Below are 16,251 nucleotides of genomic sequence, written 5' to 3' on the forward strand. Positions count from 1 at the left end.
TTTCTGCGCCTCCTGCGCATCACCGAACGCAACATGCATCCCAGAGCTAAGATTAGATTCTAAATTTAAATAAAAAAATAACTTGCTTAGATGAGCTGTTGGTTTCCGCTCAAAATTGAGCCGGTTATGGAGTGAACCCCTCGGGCTGGACCCGACGCCGTGCTGTCGGCACGCGTGCTCCGATCCTGGTCGAAGCGAAGGCCAATGCCCGCTGGTCGCTGGACTTTGTGCATGACCAGTTTGCCTGCGGCAGACGCTTCCGCGTCCTCAACATTGTCGATGATGTGACGCGCGAATGCCTGGAGCGATCCCGGACACCTCGATCTCCGGTCGACGTGTCGCTCGAGAACTGACGACGCTGATCGAACGACGCGGCAAGCCAGGAATGGTCGTTTCCGACAACGGCACCGAACTCACTTGGAATGCCATCCTCACCTGGTCGAAAGATCACAAGGTCGAATGGCACTACATCGCGCCGGGAAAGCCGATGCAGAATGGCTGTGTCGAAAGTTTCAACGGGCGCATGCGCGACGAGCTGCTCAACGAAAGCCTGTTCTTCGGCCTCGATCATGCCCGCCGCGCCATTGCTGAATGGGCGGACGATTACAACCCTTTCCGGCCGCACTCATCGCTCGGATACCAAACCCCGGCAGACTTTGCCGGGACCATCGCCGCAACCGGCTCCAACACTGCGCAAGATGAAAGCTTCGCGTTTCAGCCGGTTGCTCAAACCGCGCCATTTGGCGTATTCAAAACCGCCGGGGCTCTAGTCGTCGTTGGATGAAACTTCAGTGGCAGGTCACTCGATCTCCCGGGCATCGGTTGCCTGTTCATCCGTAGAAACGCGTGCGTAGCCGATAAGCTGACCCTTCGCCTGTTTCATGCCGGTCTCATTTGGGGATCGCGCAGACACAATATGTCGATGAAATTGAAGGTCGGCGACATATTGCCTTCAGCGCCCATGGCGCCGCCCGCTATCACTCGAGCCAGTTTTCGAGTTTGAGGCCGCTAATGCGCTGAAATTCGCGCATATTGTCAGTCACAAGTGTCAGGTCGAGTGCACAAGCATGTGCGGCGATCAGCAGATCGTTCAGGCCGATGGTCTGTCCTGCAGCTTCCAAGGCGGCGCGAATGTCGCCGTATTTGATATCGGCGGGGATATCCAGCGGCAGAATTGGGAGCGTTTCGAGTATGCTTTCGACCTTGGCCAATAGTTTGGCCGATCCTTTTTTTGCGCAGCCGTATCGCAACTCCGATGCGACGATGATGCTGGTACAAATCTCTTTGGGATCTACATCCTCGATGCGCCGTGCCACCGGTCCAAAGGGATTGCGTATGATGTCGCTGATGATGTTCGTATCAAGCAAGTAGCCGCTCAATAAATGTTCTCCGGCTTGGCAGGCACGTCCTCAATATCTGGGAACTGGTCTTCAGGCCCGAGTGGAGTGTCCTTCCTCCAATCGGCAATAAGCTCTACGATATTGGACGGCTTGGTTACGGGCTCAATGATCAGCTTATCCCCTTCGCGGTGGATCAACACGCGATCTCCTGGCAACTCGAACTCCGCAGGGATGCGTACCGCCTGGCTACGGTTATTGCGGAACAGCTTCACTTCTTTCGGTCTTGATGACGGCAATGATACGGACATATGACACCCTCCTTTGTATATGCCATAATGTATATGCCATCCCATGCTGATTCAAGTCCGGCTGCTCATTGTTTGTCACAAGAAAATGCCGGTGTAGTTCTGCCTATCCCAGATGCTGCCGATTTCGACATGCTTTTCCGCCTGCGCTGTGGTTAATCGCTTCGCCCCAGCCACGCCGGCGGGTTGCCCGCGACATCGAAGAGATTTTCCGTAGAGTAGCAGGGGCCTATTGGGGTCCGAACAACATTTGCAGAAAATCGTACGCTAAGATGGGTCGCCGCGTGAACGCGCACTAAAAGCGCCGTGGAAGCAACCAATCAATGTTCGAAAGAGAGTTTTGCGCCGGAAACGGAGGTCAGTCGCAGCTACCTGGCTAGCAGTGCCTTCAACCCTTTGGGATAGAGGCTTGGTGAGCCGGGACGATCAAGCTCTTCCAAGGCGTACCACCGTGCAACACCGGATGTTCCGTCACTTTCGTTGAAGGTGATTGTTTCGTGATGTCGATAATCATCAGAAACAAATTCGATCTCGAACACGAACATTATCTCGTGGCCGTTCTCGCCTTCAAAGACGAATAAATTCTCAATGACCAGTGGGTCCGACAGCACCTCTACTTCAACGCCGAGCTCTTCAAGGAACTCGCGCTTGAGAGCAATTTGCGAGCTTTCGCCGAACTCCACCGTTCCCCCGAGCGGACGAACGCCAGCGACGCGGCCCTCGCTATCGTAGACTTCGGCGGCCAGGAGGCGATTATCTCGCCAATGAAGGCCAATAGCCTTCACATTGATGTTCGAACGCAGAGTGCTCATAGGCGACGGATAGTATAGCCAACCAACGAACGCAATGGGCCTAGGCGGGCCAATAGAGCGGTTGCGGCGCCATATTGTTTTCGAATAGACGAGGTCAACTACTGCGCCGCGCGAAGAAGTCGGCCGGTAAGCCGCAACGGCCTGAAACCCCCAGCCACCTGCCGCTCGGCGTCCCAGGAATAGATGCCGGTGAGATTAATATGCTCCCAACTGAGTGGGGATACGTGCTTCAGCTGCTCGTTAGCAATATTACGGCCCCGCTGGCGCAGGTGGGTCGTGGCCCGGCTGAGATAGACGGTGTTCCAATGCACGATGGCGCTGAAGCATGCATCGACTGGAGACGCCGACAAAGCTTATGGAATGCTCCCCTACAGATTGCCCAACAAAATCGGAACAGTCGATCCGACGAGAAGAAGTGCGACCGAAAGATTGAAGACACGTGCATAAGTTGGCCGGGTAAGCACATTACGGAGCAGGCGACCGGCAGCCGCCCAGACAGCAACGCTAGGGATGGCCACAAAAGCCAGCAAAGCCGCAGCGATTGAGATGTTCAGCAGATAGTCGCTGCTGGGAATATAAGTCGCAGCCGCGCTCACTGTGATTGCCCACGCCTTTGGATTAATCCACTGAAACGCGGCGGCGCCCAAAAAACCGATAGGCGAACTCTCCGCGTCTTCAACAATTGGGCCGCTGCGCGCTATCTTCCATGCAAGCCAGATGAGATAAAGCGAACCGCCTATCCGCAAGATCTCGTGAGTGACCGGATAGGCCTCGAATAGCTTGCCTAGGCCGAAGCCAATCGCCAACATTTGCACGGCGACGCCAGCAGCAATGCCGCCTATGAGCGGAAACGATCTAGTCAAACCCACACGAACGCCGGAAGCCAGCGCCATTGCGTTGTTGGGTCCAGGCGCAAGTGTCATGAGAAAGGCGAAGACGAGGAATGGGGCGAGAACTACTGAATCAGTCATACGCGCAATGTTAAGAACGTTTTCACAGAATGTTGGTGCAAATTTCATCGATGGAGCCGGAAAGATTGCAACAAAAACCTGTATAGCCAGCAGTCGTTTTGCTGCCTGGTGTCGTGAGGCTTCCATACGATTTCGTCGAGAACGTACCCGTCCTGGTCAACGGCACGACATAGCCAATGCTTCGGGCAATCGATAGAGATTAAGACCTCGTCTAGATGCCGTCCACGTAGTTGTTTGGCAGGCCGGCCCGAACTTGCGGCCCCATTGCCGTATCTCCGCAGTAGCCGACGTTCGGCATCACGATATCGACACCACCGGTATCAAGAAGATTTCTAAATCCGCTGCAAGTGTAGCTTCGCTCGCCAGGGGCGATCGGAATGGCCAACGGCCGGCGAGGTTCTTGAGCCCCTGCTGTCAAAACTAGCTCAGTTCCGCGTGGTATCAGGATACAGGTGGTACATGCTGTATTGAATTTAGAGTGAGTCGTCCGATTGACAGCCCGCCATGTCTTCGCTGCGACCTCGCAGACCCAGATCGCGATAGGATCTCAACCCATTGAGTTCAGCACCATATCGGCAGCCAGTTCAGCTTTTGACAAATCTTGGCTGCAGGCCGATTGCTCGTCACCGAGCAATATGCGGAGAACATCGGTACCCAGAAGACAGTCCACGTACCGGCGAGATAGAATATCGACATCTTCGGAGAGATCAGGAAATCCGATCTTTAGAACTTGCGACGCCAGTTCTTCGAAGTGTTCTATGAACGCCCTATAGGCGAGCGGTAACAGAGCCGGAAAAGAGTCAGCCTCAGCGATAATAAGACGCATGAGCGCAATGCTGTCAGGATGCAGAATCTTGAAACGCATCTCGATCCCACTGGTGATCAGCATCTCCCGGACCGGCAAGTTCACAAGATTTTCATAGTATTGCCGCTCATTTTCATCGCGGGCGCGGCAAGCGTCAGTGACCGTTGCCGCAAAGAGGTCCTCCTTGCTTTCTGCAAACCTGTACAGCGTCATGAGCGAAATACCGGCCGCCTCAGCGACTGTTTCCATCGTGGTGCCGGCATAACCGGTTCTGATGAAACAGCGCCTGGCCGCATCGATGATCTCGCTCCTTCGCCGCGCCATTGCCCTGGCCTTGGGGTGACTTTCCGGCCACTCTCGCATGCTGTTGACTCCATATGATAGTCTAGACTATCAAATACCGCGTGGTGTTCGATCACTGCGCGGTTTAACATATCGTCTTGGAGCCAGCATGAGCAAAACGAGCACTTTCACTTGGACCGGGCAAATACTGCTTGCCGCGTTTTTCGGCTACGCCGGCTGGACGAAGTTGACGCAGACTCCGGAGACGATGGCGGCGATGGGCTGGAATTGGACCCTGGAAGTTCCAACCTGGCTGATTACAATGATCGGCTCGACGGAGATCTTGGGTGCCATAGGCCTTATTTTACCTGCCGCACTCGGGATCCTTCCTTGGCTGACGACCGCTGCAGCGGCGGGATTGGTCCTGCTACAATTTACAGCGATCGCCTTTCATGTCTCTCGACAAGAGTTTTCGGTTCTGTGGCTCAATGCGATTGTCATCGCGATCGCTGCTTTGGTATTCGCGGCACGCTTACGAACAAGAGGTCCTCTTTTTAGATGCCCTGCATAAGCAAGTTCCTTGATTGGTCGACAAGCTGCCGCCGCATGACAGTTCTCGGAGATTTCCTGGCGACCGCCGTCATATAATCATCAACGGGAGCGGGCTAGATTCTGTGCCTCCCGTTGTCTTCGCTTACGGCACTGCCGCGAAGACCGTTGCCTGAGCTAGAACGCGTCGATCAACATTTTAAGAAACGCACGAACAGCCGGGTTGGTGCGTCGGCTTTGGGGCCAAACCGCAGTGACATTGTGTCTCTCGACGGCAAATTCTGAAAGGATCGGCGTCAACTGCGCGCGCTTGACCCAGGCGGTCGCGGCAAAACTTGTGGCCATTCCAATCCCCGCGCCGGCCGCGACTGCGGTCATGACGCCTTCGCTTGCATCGACAACGATACCCGAAGATGGAACGATTTCGACCTCACGTTCCCCGATCCGGAACGGCCATCGAAAAAGCTGGCCCGTGCTTTTGTACCGCAAATTGACCGTCTCATGCTCCACCAAATCGTCGGGATGCCCCGGCGTGCCATGTTCAGCCAAATATTCAGGCGATGCGTAGCAGCACAGCCGATGCGGCGACAGACGCCGCGATAGGAGACGCGAGTCGTCGAGTTCGCCGATGCGGATAGAAAGATCAATCCCCTCAGCGATAAGGTCGATCATGTGATCACTGAGACGCAAGTCAATCGTAACGCTTGGATACCGCTTCCTGAATTCCGCAAGGGCTGGAGCGATGACATGCAGGCCGATTGGAAGCGACGCCGCAATTTTCAAGTTGCCAGAGGGCGCCGCGCGGGCTGCCTTTGCCAATTGCTCGATTTCTTCTGCGTCGCGCAAAAGGCGAAGTGCCCGCTCATGCAGTTCTCGCCCCTCGGCGGTCAGCGTCAGCGAGCGTGTCGTGCGGGTGAAAAGCGAGACCCCGAGACGTTGTTCAAGCCGCTGAACGCTCTTGCTGACGGCCGAGGGGGAAATGGATAGCGATCGCGCCGCGGCCGTGTAGCTGCCTAAAGACCCCGCTTTCGCGAAGGCGATAAGACCTGTCAATCTGTCCAAGCCAATTTGTTCCGTCATGGAACTACTAAAGCGAATTGAAGCGCGATTATCAATGTCAGATAAATTTATTATTTCTTTGCGGAAGACGCAATTTAAGAGAGACGAGGGCACCATGACTGAGATGATGAAGGCGGTCCGACTGCACGAGTTCGGTGGCCCAAGTGTTTTACGCTACGAGAACGCTCCTCGACCCGCACTAGCGAGTGGCGAAGTGCTGGTCCGTGTCCATGCGGCTAGCCTCAATCCACCGGACCTTTATTTGCGTGACGGCTATCGGGCTTTACCTCCCGAATGGCGACCCAATGCAACCTTTCCGCTGATCCTTGGCACCGACGTGTCTGGGGTAGTCGCGGCAACGGGCGAACAGGTTACGCAATTCAGTGTTGGCGATGAGGTCTATGCCATGGTCCGCTTCCCCGACGACCTGATGAAAGGGAGTGGTGCTTACGCCGAATACGTCAGCGTACCCGCATCGGAACTCGCAAAGAAGCCACCGAAAATCGATCATCTCCAAGCATCCGGCGCGCCGATGTCGGCTCTTACGGTCTGGCAGTTTCTTGTCGAGCTGGGCCATGACGCGCCCAACCCCTTCCAGTCATTTCCTCATGCGCCAATTCCACTTGAGGGCAAACGTGTCCTGATCAATGGCGCGGGAGGGGGCGTCGGCCACCTGGCGGTTCAGGTTGCAAAATGGAAGCGTGCTAGTGTTACCGCGGTCGCCTCCGGCAAGCATGAGGTACTTCTGCGCGAACTCGGCGCATGCCAGTTCATCAACTACACCAAGACTTCCATCGAAGAAGTCGCACAGGATTTCGATCTGGTGATGGATGCCGTGGGAGGCGCGAACATGGAGCGTTTCCTAAGCGTGATCAAGCCGGCAGGAGTTCTCCTCTTCGTCAACCCGCTGGGTTTCTCCGGTCAGGAGGAGGCTGCAAGGCGTGGAATTACGGTCTCATCCACACAGGTTCGCTCAAACGGCGCGCAGCTGGGTGAGATCGGTCGATTGCTCGACGACGGCACAATCCGAGTCGTCATCGACAGCATGTTTTCGTTGGCGGAAGCATCTGCTGCCCATCAGCGCGCTTCGCAAGGGAGCATTCAAGGCAAGATCGTACTCAAGGCGGTTTGATGGCACCAGGCCACACGAGCGCAGTTACCCCACCGAAGGCTCAACAGGTAAGGCAAGCATCATGCTGATAATAACAGGATATATGCACATCGATCCTACTGAGGTTCCGCAATTTCTTGCGGAACTGAAGGATCTTGCGATCGTGACAAGACAGCGGCCTGGAAACATCTCCTATGATGCCGCAATTGATGATCCCGCGGCGGGTAGGCTGCTGATCGCGGAACGCTGGACCGGTCAGGAGGCGCTGAGCGCGCATCTTGCTGCTGAGGAGACCAAAGCTTTCGTCGCGCGATGGCAGGGAAGCTTGCGGGGTGATGTGAGGAAGTTTGATGCTTCGAACGAACGGGGTTTGCTGGAATGAAGAATTGTCTCGGTCGCCTTGCCGGGCATGTTCAAAAGGGTATTAGACGTTGATCATGGTTGCTCATCCGCGCCTAAGTCCATCAACTCTTCACTGAGATCTTGTCGCGATGGGGGAGGTACACTCCGCGGCCCTGGAGTTCATTTCGAAGGGCCTCTGGTGAAAGCGCGATCAAATTTGGCTGTTGGCGAAGCCACGCCGCGTTCAATTTTACGAGGCTTTCTCGGTCGTTAACAGCAAAGAATTGACGATCAATCAAACTCAGTTTCCTAAGTACTGGGTCTTTGGAACTGGGTTGGGGTGTATTAATGAACTGTCGTAGCTCCTTTGGATCGATGGCGGCGACAATGGCCGCCCCGTCGTCGAATAGCTCTAGATGTCGGAACGCCTTGATGTCGACAAGCCCCTTTCTTACCATTGCTACCGTTTGGCTGTCCCACTCAGATTCTCCCACAAACTGTGCAAAGCCCCCGTCCACCATTTCGCCATAAAAGAAATCGACGTAACGGCTCTCCAATGCAGCTCGATTAATCTCGTTTTCTGGGACTTTCGAATCTCGGAGACTATCCACAACAGAGAAATTGGATTCCACGATCCCCTGATCGTCGCCACTTGCGAGCGCCTCCGCAGAAACGATCGGTGAGGCTCTGAATGCGGTCGTTTGATCCGGAATATGTGAGGCAGATGCAGGCGACGCCGCCTCCTTCTGGGCTCGCAATATTGCAGCGGTCTCGACTTCGTAAAGTTGAGAATGTCCTACATCGTAAATCCAGAGAACGCCGCTGAACACCAGAACTGGACAGATTATCGTACTCGGACGTAAAGGGACCATGCTCCACCATTGCGTATCTCGTTTCGGTCAGCCTTGGATAATCGCTCATGCCGATTAATGAGCGATCAACGGACTCTCTCGCTCTGTCTTTCGGGAAGCGATGTTTCGCTGCAGATGAGCGCGACCCTGAGCAGGTGAAATAGGCCCAGGGATCGGTGACCGTCTAGGTCGATTCTTGTCACGAGCCGGCGCAAACGTCCTGTGCATTCGATCGTGACCGCTGTACGCGCTCAAGTCGAGAGCTGTTTGTGACGTCCGGCGATAGAGGGTTTCACGGCCCCTGCCACTCATTTTGCCCCACGTACGGAATCCGCAAGCGAATAATCAGCTCGCCGAGCGAGCGCTTATACACAGATTTTCAAAAAACTACTCGCGTGCGGCTCTGATCAAGAGAGCCTTCCTCCTGTCAAAAGGTATAAGCAACAAAGGTGAGCTCTATAAGGTGTTCCGACGCAAGATTATCGGAAGCGTCCCGTTAAGGGAAAACGACGATCCTTGGTCGTTGGCGATTTCCGATGAACTTTTGGCCCAGGAGGAGACTGGAAACGCTTGAACTCCGAGCGCCGGACCTGACGGCGGATCATTTGTATAAATTCGAGCGGTTCGCCGAGCTTGGCGGCGATCTCGGCATCGGTGTGACGCTCCTTGGCGTCCTCCATCTCCCACAGCACGGCGTCGAGGCGCGGATAGGGTGGAAGACTGTCGGTGTCGCGCTGGTCCGGCCTTAGCTCCGCGCTCGGCGGTGCTTCCATGGTCTGCCGCATCGAAGCGATCGCACCCTCGTTATAGTGTTCGAGCGGTTTGTCAAAGGCATGGAACCAAATGCGCGCGAACAATGGATCGGGATCGATTGCTTGTTTGTAACGCATCTCCAGGATGGGAAACACGTCAATAGCTTTGTACAAATCCTTCAGTGGGTTGAAGGCAGCACGCATGTCGCCATAGAGCGTGCCATATCCCATCAGAATTTCGCTCTTGTTGCTCGTGCCCAGGATCGCCCGGCGGCCGTGGTCGTTCGAGATCGCGGACAGCGTGTTGCCCCTGATCTGGGCCTGCAGGTTCTCATCGGCGAGACCGGACATGTCACGCCCATAGACGTCCCGGAACTTGGCTTTGCTGGCCTCATACTCTTTTGTGATCGGGAGTGTCCTAGCGTTGAAACCGGTGCCCACACCGGAGGCAAAACCACTGGCTCGGCTGTTCGAACCGGAGGAGGTATAGGGTGAAGGCATCAGCGCCGCATTGACGCGGGTCGGGCCAAATACGTCACAGGCCAGCGCGGCGACCAGGAGCGAATCCGCACCGCCCGACAGGCCGAGTACGATATCCTCGAAGTCGTTCTTCTCAATGTAGTCACGCAGTCCAAGGCCGACGATGAGATAGCGCTCCTGCTCGTCGGTCAGTTCAAAAGGCGCCTTGGAGGCTTCATTTCGAAAGCCACGACCGTCTCTGTCGATAAGCGCGACGACCTCGACGCCTTCCTTGCCGGGTTCCATCTCATAGATCGTGCCGTCTGGATCGATGGTGGCCGAACAGCCATCCCATACCAATTCGTCATTGCCGCCGACCTGGTTGACGTAGATCAGCGGCACGCCCGTCTCGGCGACACGTTTCGCGAAGATATTGCGGCGGAAATTGCCCTTGGCGATGGCAAAAGGGCTTGAATTGATGGAGACGATGATCTCAGCGCCTTTCTGCCTGAGTTCATCTGTCACGTCGTCGAACCAGATGTCCTCACAAATGCAGAAGCCGATGGTTGCCTTTCCCACAGGCCCATCGAACATCAAAACGTTAGCCTCGGCGTCCGTTCCAGTTTGGTCCAGGCGACTTTCAAACCAGCGCACATCGTCGAAGACGTCATAGTTTGGCAGATGGGTTTTCATGTAACTGTGAACGTCCCGACCATTGCGGAATACGACGAGGCCGTTGCACATCTTGCGGCCCTGGGTTTTGCCACGCAATGGCGATCCCACCACGATCGTCAGGCCATATTGCCCTGAAAGAATGCGGTATTGATCCAGCCAGTGGATGACCGCCTCTTGATAGTCGGCTTCGAGCAGATAGTCGCCAGCGGCGTAGTTCGCGACAGCGCATTCCACCAACACATGAATGTCAGCGTCCTTGGCTGAGAAAATGCTGTCTCTACTCTTCTCGAAATTCCCCCTGAAATCGCCGGTAGTGTAGTTAAGTTGGTGCATGGCGAATTTGAGCTGCCGCATTCCAAAACTCTTTGGTGGGCCGCCGTTATCGACAGCTTGATAATTGGGAGGAAGGCCGATGGCCAAACGACACAGGATTTCGGTGTCGCAAACCGATGTGAGGCTAGCATGCCGATCGGTGCTGGCAAGAGGTTATTGTGTTTTTGATCGTCGGCGGCAGATTTCGATAAATTGGGGCAGCGAATTTCAGAAAACCGCGGGGAAGGATGTTGCCGCGCGGCGGTGGGCCGTCGGCATCTGTGGTGCGGGTGGCAAGCTGTATTTCTTAGCAACCAAAATAGTCAGATCCAGGGTCCGACGCGATTTAAACTCAAGGCGCGAAGCCGTGCGATTTTCGACCGAAGGCGTGCTTGCAATGTCAGCCTCCGCACGGTTCACCCGAAAATAATAGGCGATTTTTGCAACGCCGTAGTGGCTGTGGCGCCATCGAATTTGCCCCACTTACCGGTGGTCGAAGTAAAAGGGGCAGATTGATGGGAACGCGGACGCAAACCGCAAGCAGCAAGCAGTAGATGGTGCAAGTCCATTACGATGAAGGAGCAGCGATCCACATCGGCCCCGAGTCATGCGCGGGCAGTCGTGAGGCTCTACGTGAAGTGTCGACAGGGGAGCACCGAATAAAGCGGAAGCGAGGGCAGCGAAGACTACGCCGTAGAGGGGAGGAAATGAATACCAGCTCTTGGCGACACGGAATATCTTGGAAAAGCCGCGCCCTCATCCCGATTGATCTCCTTTAGATCGCTCCGCTGCTGGCTTGGTAGGGGGCAGAACAAGATTAAGGGGCTCAAGAGCGCGGCGGGGTGAGGCTACCGCTCCGAAACGGCGGCGCCCATCGGCTGGGAACAAGTGCCGGTAGGAGCCCGGCACCTGTTCGATTTGCTCTAGAAGCGATAGGTGACGCCGGCGCCGATGAGCCACGGATCGAGGTTGGCTTTGCCGCTGACATGGGTACCGCCGACACTGGCATCGAAATCCGGCCTCAGGAAGATCTTCTTCGCATCGACATTGAGACCCCAATGCTCATCGAGCATGTAGTCGAAACCGGCCTGCAGCGCGACGCCGAACGCGTTCTTGACGTCGAGGCTGCGGGCGTTTTTGCCTGATTGATCGTAGAATATCGTATAGTTTACGCCGGCGCCCACATAGGGCCGAAACGCGCCGAAATCGGTAAAGTGATATTGCAGTGTCAGCGTAGGCGGCAGCAACCATGTTTTGCCGATTTCGCCGAGACCTGTGATCGCGCCGCTGCCATACACCTTGGCATATGTCGTGCCGAGAATCAGTTCCGCCGCGATATTGTCGTTGAAGAAATAGGAAATATCGAATTCCGGAATGACCGTGTTCGAGTAGGACAGGTCAGAACCCGCCAACCCGTCGACGCGGCCCGAGTCCCTGGTGATCACGCCGAGCGCGCGCAGGCGTATCTGCCACGGGCTTTGGCTCGTTACGGCGGGCGCCTCACGCTGCGCGCCAGCCAGATCAGCCGCTTGCGCAGTGCAGGCCGTGGCTAATGCGGCTGCCGTTACGATGGCGGGAACGATGTTGCTGGATATCATCTCTTTCTCCTTCAATCCGAGACTCGTGTCGGTTGGGAGAAATATCCGCTCTCGGGAGGGTGATGATTTGAGCTAGATCAAATTGGGAAGGCCGCCTTGGCCGATGCAAGCAAAGCCTGCCACATTGTCTCAATCATGCAACAGGGGGGTGGCGTCGCCTTAACGGCCTGGTTGGGATCGACTTGGTATTCGGGTTGTCATGACCGAAGCCCCGTATGTTCACTTCAGACGCCACCGCTTTCCCGCTGAGATCATTGCACACGCCGTGTGGCTCTATTATCGGTTCCCGCTCAGCTTTCGCGACGTCGAGGATCTGTTGGCTGAGCGCGGCATCAACGTTTCATTCCAGACGGTCTCGGAATGGGCGGCGAAATTCGGCTTGAAGTTCGCTCATCAGCTCGGACGGCGCTCACGCGGCCAATTTGCCGACAAGTGGCAGCTCGATGAGATGATGGTGACGATCAAGGGAAAGAAATACTGGCTGTGGCGTGCCGTCGATGCAAACGGTTACGTCCTCGACGCCCTGCTGCAAAGTCGAAGGAACAAGGCAGCCGCACTGCGTCTGATGCGCAAACTGCTCAAGGGGCAGGTTACCGCCCCACGCGTGATGGTGACCGACAAGCTGCGTTCCTATTCGGCCGCAAAGGCCGAGTTGATGCCGGGCGTAGCGCATCGATCGCACAAGGGATTGAACAACCGAGCTGAGAATTCTCATCCGCCACTACGGCGGCGAGAGCGACGTATGATGCGGTTCAAGTCCGCACGACAGTGCCAGCATTTCGTCTCAACTCACGGCCAGATCGCCAATCTCTTTCTTCTTCACCGGAAACACTTGAACGCCACCGACCATCGCCAGCTTCGTACTCACGCCATCTCGATCTGGCGTGAAACCGCTGGCGCGATTGCTACCTGAAATACCGGACACACACCCTCACCACAGGTTCCACCCCATTAAGGCGACGCCACCCGCACGCGGCATCGGTGAACGGCCACTTCCTCAACAACGCTGCCAATAGGCGGCGATGCTGAAGGTGCCGGGATCCCTGGCGATCTCGCTCTTGACGAAAGCGCGGACGGCACGGGCCTGCTTCTGTTCGCAGGCGACCCAGACAAAGGTTTCCGGATCGGTCGCAGGCACGATGTCGCGCAGGATGCGTTCAAGCGTATCCGTCGTTCCGGCAGCGGCATCATTGCGATGCAGCCAGGTGACATCCATCGATGCGCTTGATGTCAGCGGCTGCTCTTCTTGTTTGTCGGCGACCTCGAGAAAGATCCGCAACTCGGCATCGGCAGGGACGGAGGCTGCAATGCGGGCGATGGCCGGCAGCGCGGCTTCGTCGCCAGCAAGAATGAGTTTGCGCGCTGTTGGCACGCCGCCGCCACCGGGGCCGATCAGGCCGGCGCGATCGCCGCGGCGCGCGGTCATCGCCCAGATCGCTCCCGGCACATCGTCGCCTTCATGTCCAACGAAATCGATATTTATCTCGCCTCGGTCAAGATCGATGCTGCGGATCGTATAGGCGCGGATGGTCAGCGCATCATCGCCCTTCGGCCAATGGATGCGGCCGTCCGGCTCCGTATGCGGCCAGACCGGCTCGCGACCCCTCGGCGGGATGAGCAGGCGGACATGCATGCCGCCCTCGACGAAATGCCTTGCATCATCGGGCGCGACGACGACGCGGCGCATATGCGGGGTGATATCGTAGGCATCGACAACCCTGATTTCGCGGAAGTTCGGTATGGCTGATGGTTGCGGGCCGTCGGCCCAATTGAGGGCGAGCGTGTTGCTGGTGGAGAGTTCGAACAGGTTTTCGGCGACCATGCTGCGGATTGTGAAAAGCATGGCTGCCGTCGGGCAACGTAGCTTGATGTCGAGACGATCATTGCTGACGGCGATGTCGGCGCTGCCGATGACGGTATCGAGGCGGGCTCCGGCCGCGCTTCTCGTGATGGTGACATGTTCGGCAAAACGCGCGCAGAACTTATCCAGCAATTGACCGGCATCCTTGTGGGTCGCCACGCCGGAAGCGGTAAAATCCCTTGCATGCATCATTTTTTCGTCTCCTTGCGGGTCAGGAACCAGATGAGATAGGGGCCGCCGATCAGCGCCGCGAACAGACCGACGGGAACCTCATAGGGAAAGATCACAATGTGCGACAGCCAATCGGCCAGCACGAGCAGCATGGCACCAAGCAACAAGCTCGCGCCCAACTGTTTGACGGTGCTACGAAAGCCTATGAGGCGCCCAAGATGCGGTGCGATCAGCCCCGTCAGGCTGAGCGGGCCGACGAGGAAAGAGGGGATCGCAGTCAGGATGGCCGCAAGAACCGCCAGAGTGAGGCGGCTTGCCGCAACCGAGAGGCCGACGGAGCGCGAAACGTCGCCGCCGAGCGGCAGCACATCGAACCATCGCCTCAGGATCGGCAGGATCGGAACGAGAAGCACAAGCGAAATGACCCCGATCCAGGCTTCGAAGGAGCCGGCCCGATTGGTGGAGCCCGACAGCCAGGTCAGCAGGAGATAGGCGCGCAGATCGCCGCGTGAGAGAACGACAGTGACGATTGCCATGCAGAGAGCGCCGATGGCGACGCCCGAAAGCAGCAGTCGCTCGGGGTCGAAGCCGCCACGCGCGCTGAATGCCATCATGCCAAGGAATGCAATCAGCGCGCCGATCGTCATTGCGGTGATGGTGACGACGGGCGAGGGGAATGCAAAGAGAAAGAGTGCGATCGTCAGGCCCGCACCGCCGCCGGCGCTCACTCCCAGGACCTCGGGGCTTGCGAGCGGATTGGCGGTGAGGCGCTGCATGATGAAGCCGGCTGCGGCGAGCATCGCGCCGGCAGTTGCTGCAACGACGGCGCGCGGCAGGCGGAAAGGCAGAAGTTCCCGAAACTGGCTGCCGATCGCCATGTGCCAGCCATCGAAACTGCGCCCGACCGACAGAACAATGAGGATCAGAAGAACGAAGCCGAGCGCGAGCAAAGCAAGCGCTCGTCCCGGTGCTGCAATAGTCAGCCGTGCCCGAGGGCCGCCAACGGCGCGCAGCGCATTGCCGGAATGCAGGCGCCGCAGAAGCAGCAACAGGAGCGGTCCGCCAAGGAGCGCGGTCGCTGCTCCCGTCGGGGCAAGGTCGGTGAACCCCGGCGAGAGGAGCTGCACCAGGCAATCCGTCAGGAACAGCAGGCCGGCGCCGGCGATAGGGGCGGCGATCAGCAGCTGCCGGGTGCGCCGCGCGCCGCAGAATCTGGCGATGTGAGGTGCGGCAAGCCCAAGAAAGCCGATGATGCCGACCTGCGCCGTCACCGAAGCCGCCAGCCAGACGGCAAGCGCCAGAATGGCAAGACGCATGCTGTGCAACGCAAGGCCGAGGTTCTTGGCGCTGCGGTCGTCCAGGCTCATCACCGTCAGAGGACGGACCAGTACCAATGCGGCTGCAAAGCCGATGATCAGGCGCGGCGCAAGCGTGACGACGCCATCCCAGTTTTGCTGGTTCAGCGCGCCCGCGCCCCAGATGAAGACGGACATGGCATATTCGCCGCGTGCGAGAATGATGGTGACGCTAAGTGCGGTTGCAACCAGCGTCACCATCATGCCGCATAGCGCCACCGTCACCGGGTCGAGACCACGCCGCCAGCTCAATGCCAGAACGATCAGGACCGCAGCAAGCCCGCCGACAAAGGCAGAGATCTCCCGCGGCAGGCCGATCAGCAGGGGAAAGAGCCCGACAGCGATCGTCATCGCCAGCTGCGCCCCGGCGGCGATCCCGAGCGTCGAGGCGTCGGCGATCGGATTGCCCAAGACTCTTTGCAGCAAGGCGCCCGAAAGGCCGAGAGCCGCACCGGCTATGATTGCGATAGCCGAGCGCGGCAGCAGGCTATCGGTGAGCAAGATATGGTTGAGTGCGGCTGCTTCGCGTACATCAGCGGCAAGCTGCGGCCGCAGCAAGAGCAGAGCTGCAAAAGCAAGGATGCAGAGAGTGGCGAGCAGAGCACCGTTGCGTGCCAGCGATTTGCCTTGGGCAATCACAG

Annotated in this window: 15 protein-coding genes and 4 pseudogenes; 5 read left to right on the forward strand and 14 right to left on the reverse strand. The window is 57.3% G+C overall.

From position 1 onward, the window contains the following. Positions 1–152 precede the first annotated feature (152 nt). A pseudogene (locus AB8B29_RS31230) lies at positions 153–784 on the forward strand (integrase core domain-containing protein); the annotation flags it as partial. A 193-nt stretch (positions 785–977) separates the two neighbouring features. On the opposite strand, the gene AB8B29_RS31235 reads toward AB8B29_RS31230, so the two are convergent. The 8 genes and pseudogenes from AB8B29_RS31235 to AB8B29_RS31270 form a co-directional block, all read right to left on the reverse strand. Next, positions 978–1,379 carry a type II toxin-antitoxin system VapC family toxin gene (locus AB8B29_RS31235; RefSeq protein ID WP_113102566.1) on the reverse strand — a complete coding sequence of 134 codons (402 nt, stop codon included), beginning with the start codon at positions 1,377–1,379 and terminating at the stop codon, positions 978–980. After that, positions 1,376–1,648, reverse strand: coding sequence for an AbrB/MazE/SpoVT family DNA-binding domain-containing protein (locus tag AB8B29_RS31240; RefSeq protein ID WP_047640007.1), 273 nt, complete (start codon positions 1,646–1,648; stop codon positions 1,376–1,378). Before AB8B29_RS31240 ends, AB8B29_RS31235 begins: the two co-directional genes overlap by 4 nt. Positions 1,649–2,013: 365 nt before the next feature. After that, positions 2,014–2,457: an NUDIX hydrolase gene (locus AB8B29_RS31245; protein WP_047557140.1), complete on the reverse strand. Its 444-nt coding sequence runs from the start codon at positions 2,455–2,457 to the stop codon at positions 2,014–2,016. Between the two features lie 98 nt (positions 2,458–2,555). After that, a pseudogene (locus AB8B29_RS31250) lies at positions 2,556–2,810 on the reverse strand (Tn3 family transposase); the annotation flags it as partial. A 15-nt stretch (positions 2,811–2,825) separates the two neighbouring features. Beyond that, positions 2,826–3,554, reverse strand: a complete 729-nt coding sequence (locus tag AB8B29_RS31255) for a LysE family translocator (RefSeq protein WP_197070353.1) — start codon at positions 3,552–3,554, stop codon at positions 2,826–2,828. Continuing rightward, positions 3,533–3,701: pseudogene (locus tag AB8B29_RS31260) on the reverse strand (IS6 family transposase); the annotation flags it as partial. The gene AB8B29_RS31255 and the pseudogene AB8B29_RS31260, both read right to left, overlap by 22 nt. A gap of 58 nt (positions 3,702–3,759) precedes the next feature. Beyond that, positions 3,760–3,846, reverse strand: a pseudogene (locus AB8B29_RS31265) (hypothetical protein); the annotation flags it as partial. A gap of 129 nt (positions 3,847–3,975) precedes the next feature. Continuing rightward, positions 3,976–4,596 carry a TetR/AcrR family transcriptional regulator gene (locus AB8B29_RS31270; protein WP_092576423.1) on the reverse strand — a complete coding sequence of 207 codons (621 nt, stop codon included), beginning with the start codon at positions 4,594–4,596 and terminating at the stop codon, positions 3,976–3,978. Positions 4,597–4,684: 88 nt separating this feature from the next. Here AB8B29_RS31270 and AB8B29_RS31275 point away from each other — a divergent pair, with 88 nt between their 5' ends. Then, on the forward strand, positions 4,685–5,086 hold the full coding sequence (locus tag AB8B29_RS31275) for a DoxX family protein (protein WP_052224330.1): 402 nt from the start codon (positions 4,685–4,687) through the stop codon (positions 5,084–5,086). A gap of 155 nt (positions 5,087–5,241) precedes the next feature. Here AB8B29_RS31275 and AB8B29_RS31280 read toward each other — a convergent pair whose 3' ends face one another. Next, positions 5,242–6,144, reverse strand: coding sequence for a LysR family transcriptional regulator (locus AB8B29_RS31280; protein ID WP_113085050.1), 903 nt, complete (start codon positions 6,142–6,144; stop codon positions 5,242–5,244). Positions 6,145–6,238: 94 nt separating this feature from the next. Here AB8B29_RS31280 and AB8B29_RS31285 point away from each other — a divergent pair, with 94 nt between their 5' ends. Together AB8B29_RS31285 and AB8B29_RS31290 are read left to right on the forward strand one after the other, a co-directional pair. Further along, positions 6,239–7,255 carry an NADP-dependent oxidoreductase gene (locus AB8B29_RS31285; protein ID WP_092576452.1) on the forward strand — a complete coding sequence of 339 codons (1,017 nt, stop codon included), beginning with the start codon at positions 6,239–6,241 and terminating at the stop codon, positions 7,253–7,255. A 61-nt stretch (positions 7,256–7,316) separates the two neighbouring features. Then, on the forward strand, positions 7,317–7,616 hold the full coding sequence (locus tag AB8B29_RS31290) for a putative quinol monooxygenase (RefSeq protein WP_092576428.1): 300 nt from the start codon (positions 7,317–7,319) through the stop codon (positions 7,614–7,616). An 82-nt stretch (positions 7,617–7,698) separates the two neighbouring features. On the opposite strand, the gene AB8B29_RS31295 is transcribed toward AB8B29_RS31290, so the two are convergent. The 3 genes from AB8B29_RS31295 to AB8B29_RS31305 form a co-directional block, all read right to left on the reverse strand. Continuing rightward, entirely contained in the window at positions 7,699–8,406 is a 708-nt protein-coding gene (locus tag AB8B29_RS31295; RefSeq protein ID WP_141694129.1) for a DMP19 family protein, read from the reverse strand. 500 nt (positions 8,407–8,906) lie between these two features. Continuing rightward, positions 8,907–10,733, reverse strand: coding sequence for an NAD(+) synthase (gene nadE, locus AB8B29_RS31300; RefSeq protein ID WP_162740699.1), 1,827 nt, complete (start codon positions 10,731–10,733; stop codon positions 8,907–8,909). A gap of 815 nt (positions 10,734–11,548) precedes the next feature. After that, a complete protein-coding gene (locus tag AB8B29_RS31305) occupies positions 11,549–12,223 on the reverse strand; it encodes an OmpW/AlkL family protein (RefSeq protein WP_113102568.1) in 675 nt (224 codons plus the stop codon). 199 nt (positions 12,224–12,422) lie between these two features. On the opposite strand from AB8B29_RS31305, the gene AB8B29_RS31310 reads away from it, so the two are divergent. Next, the gene (locus AB8B29_RS31310) at positions 12,423–13,136 is read left to right on the forward strand and encodes an IS6 family transposase (RefSeq protein WP_113102569.1); all 714 of its coding nucleotides are present in this window, start codon (positions 12,423–12,425) and stop codon (positions 13,134–13,136) included. A gap of 84 nt (positions 13,137–13,220) precedes the next feature. Here the strand turns inward: AB8B29_RS31310 and AB8B29_RS31315 are convergent, their stop codons facing one another. Next, entirely contained in the window at positions 13,221–14,276 is a 1,056-nt protein-coding gene (locus AB8B29_RS31315) for a siderophore-interacting protein (protein WP_113102570.1), read from the reverse strand. Next, entirely contained in the window at positions 14,273–16,249 is a 1,977-nt protein-coding gene (gene fhuB / locus AB8B29_RS31320) for a Fe(3+)-hydroxamate ABC transporter permease FhuB (RefSeq protein ID WP_312865295.1), read from the reverse strand. Before fhuB ends, AB8B29_RS31315 begins: the two co-directional genes overlap by 4 nt. Positions 16,250–16,251 lie beyond the last annotated feature (2 nt).

The organism is Rhizobium sp. 11_C7_N12_5 (genome assembly GCF_051811145.1).
Lineage (GTDB): Bacteria > Pseudomonadota > Alphaproteobacteria > Rhizobiales > Rhizobiaceae > Rhizobium > Rhizobium lusitanum.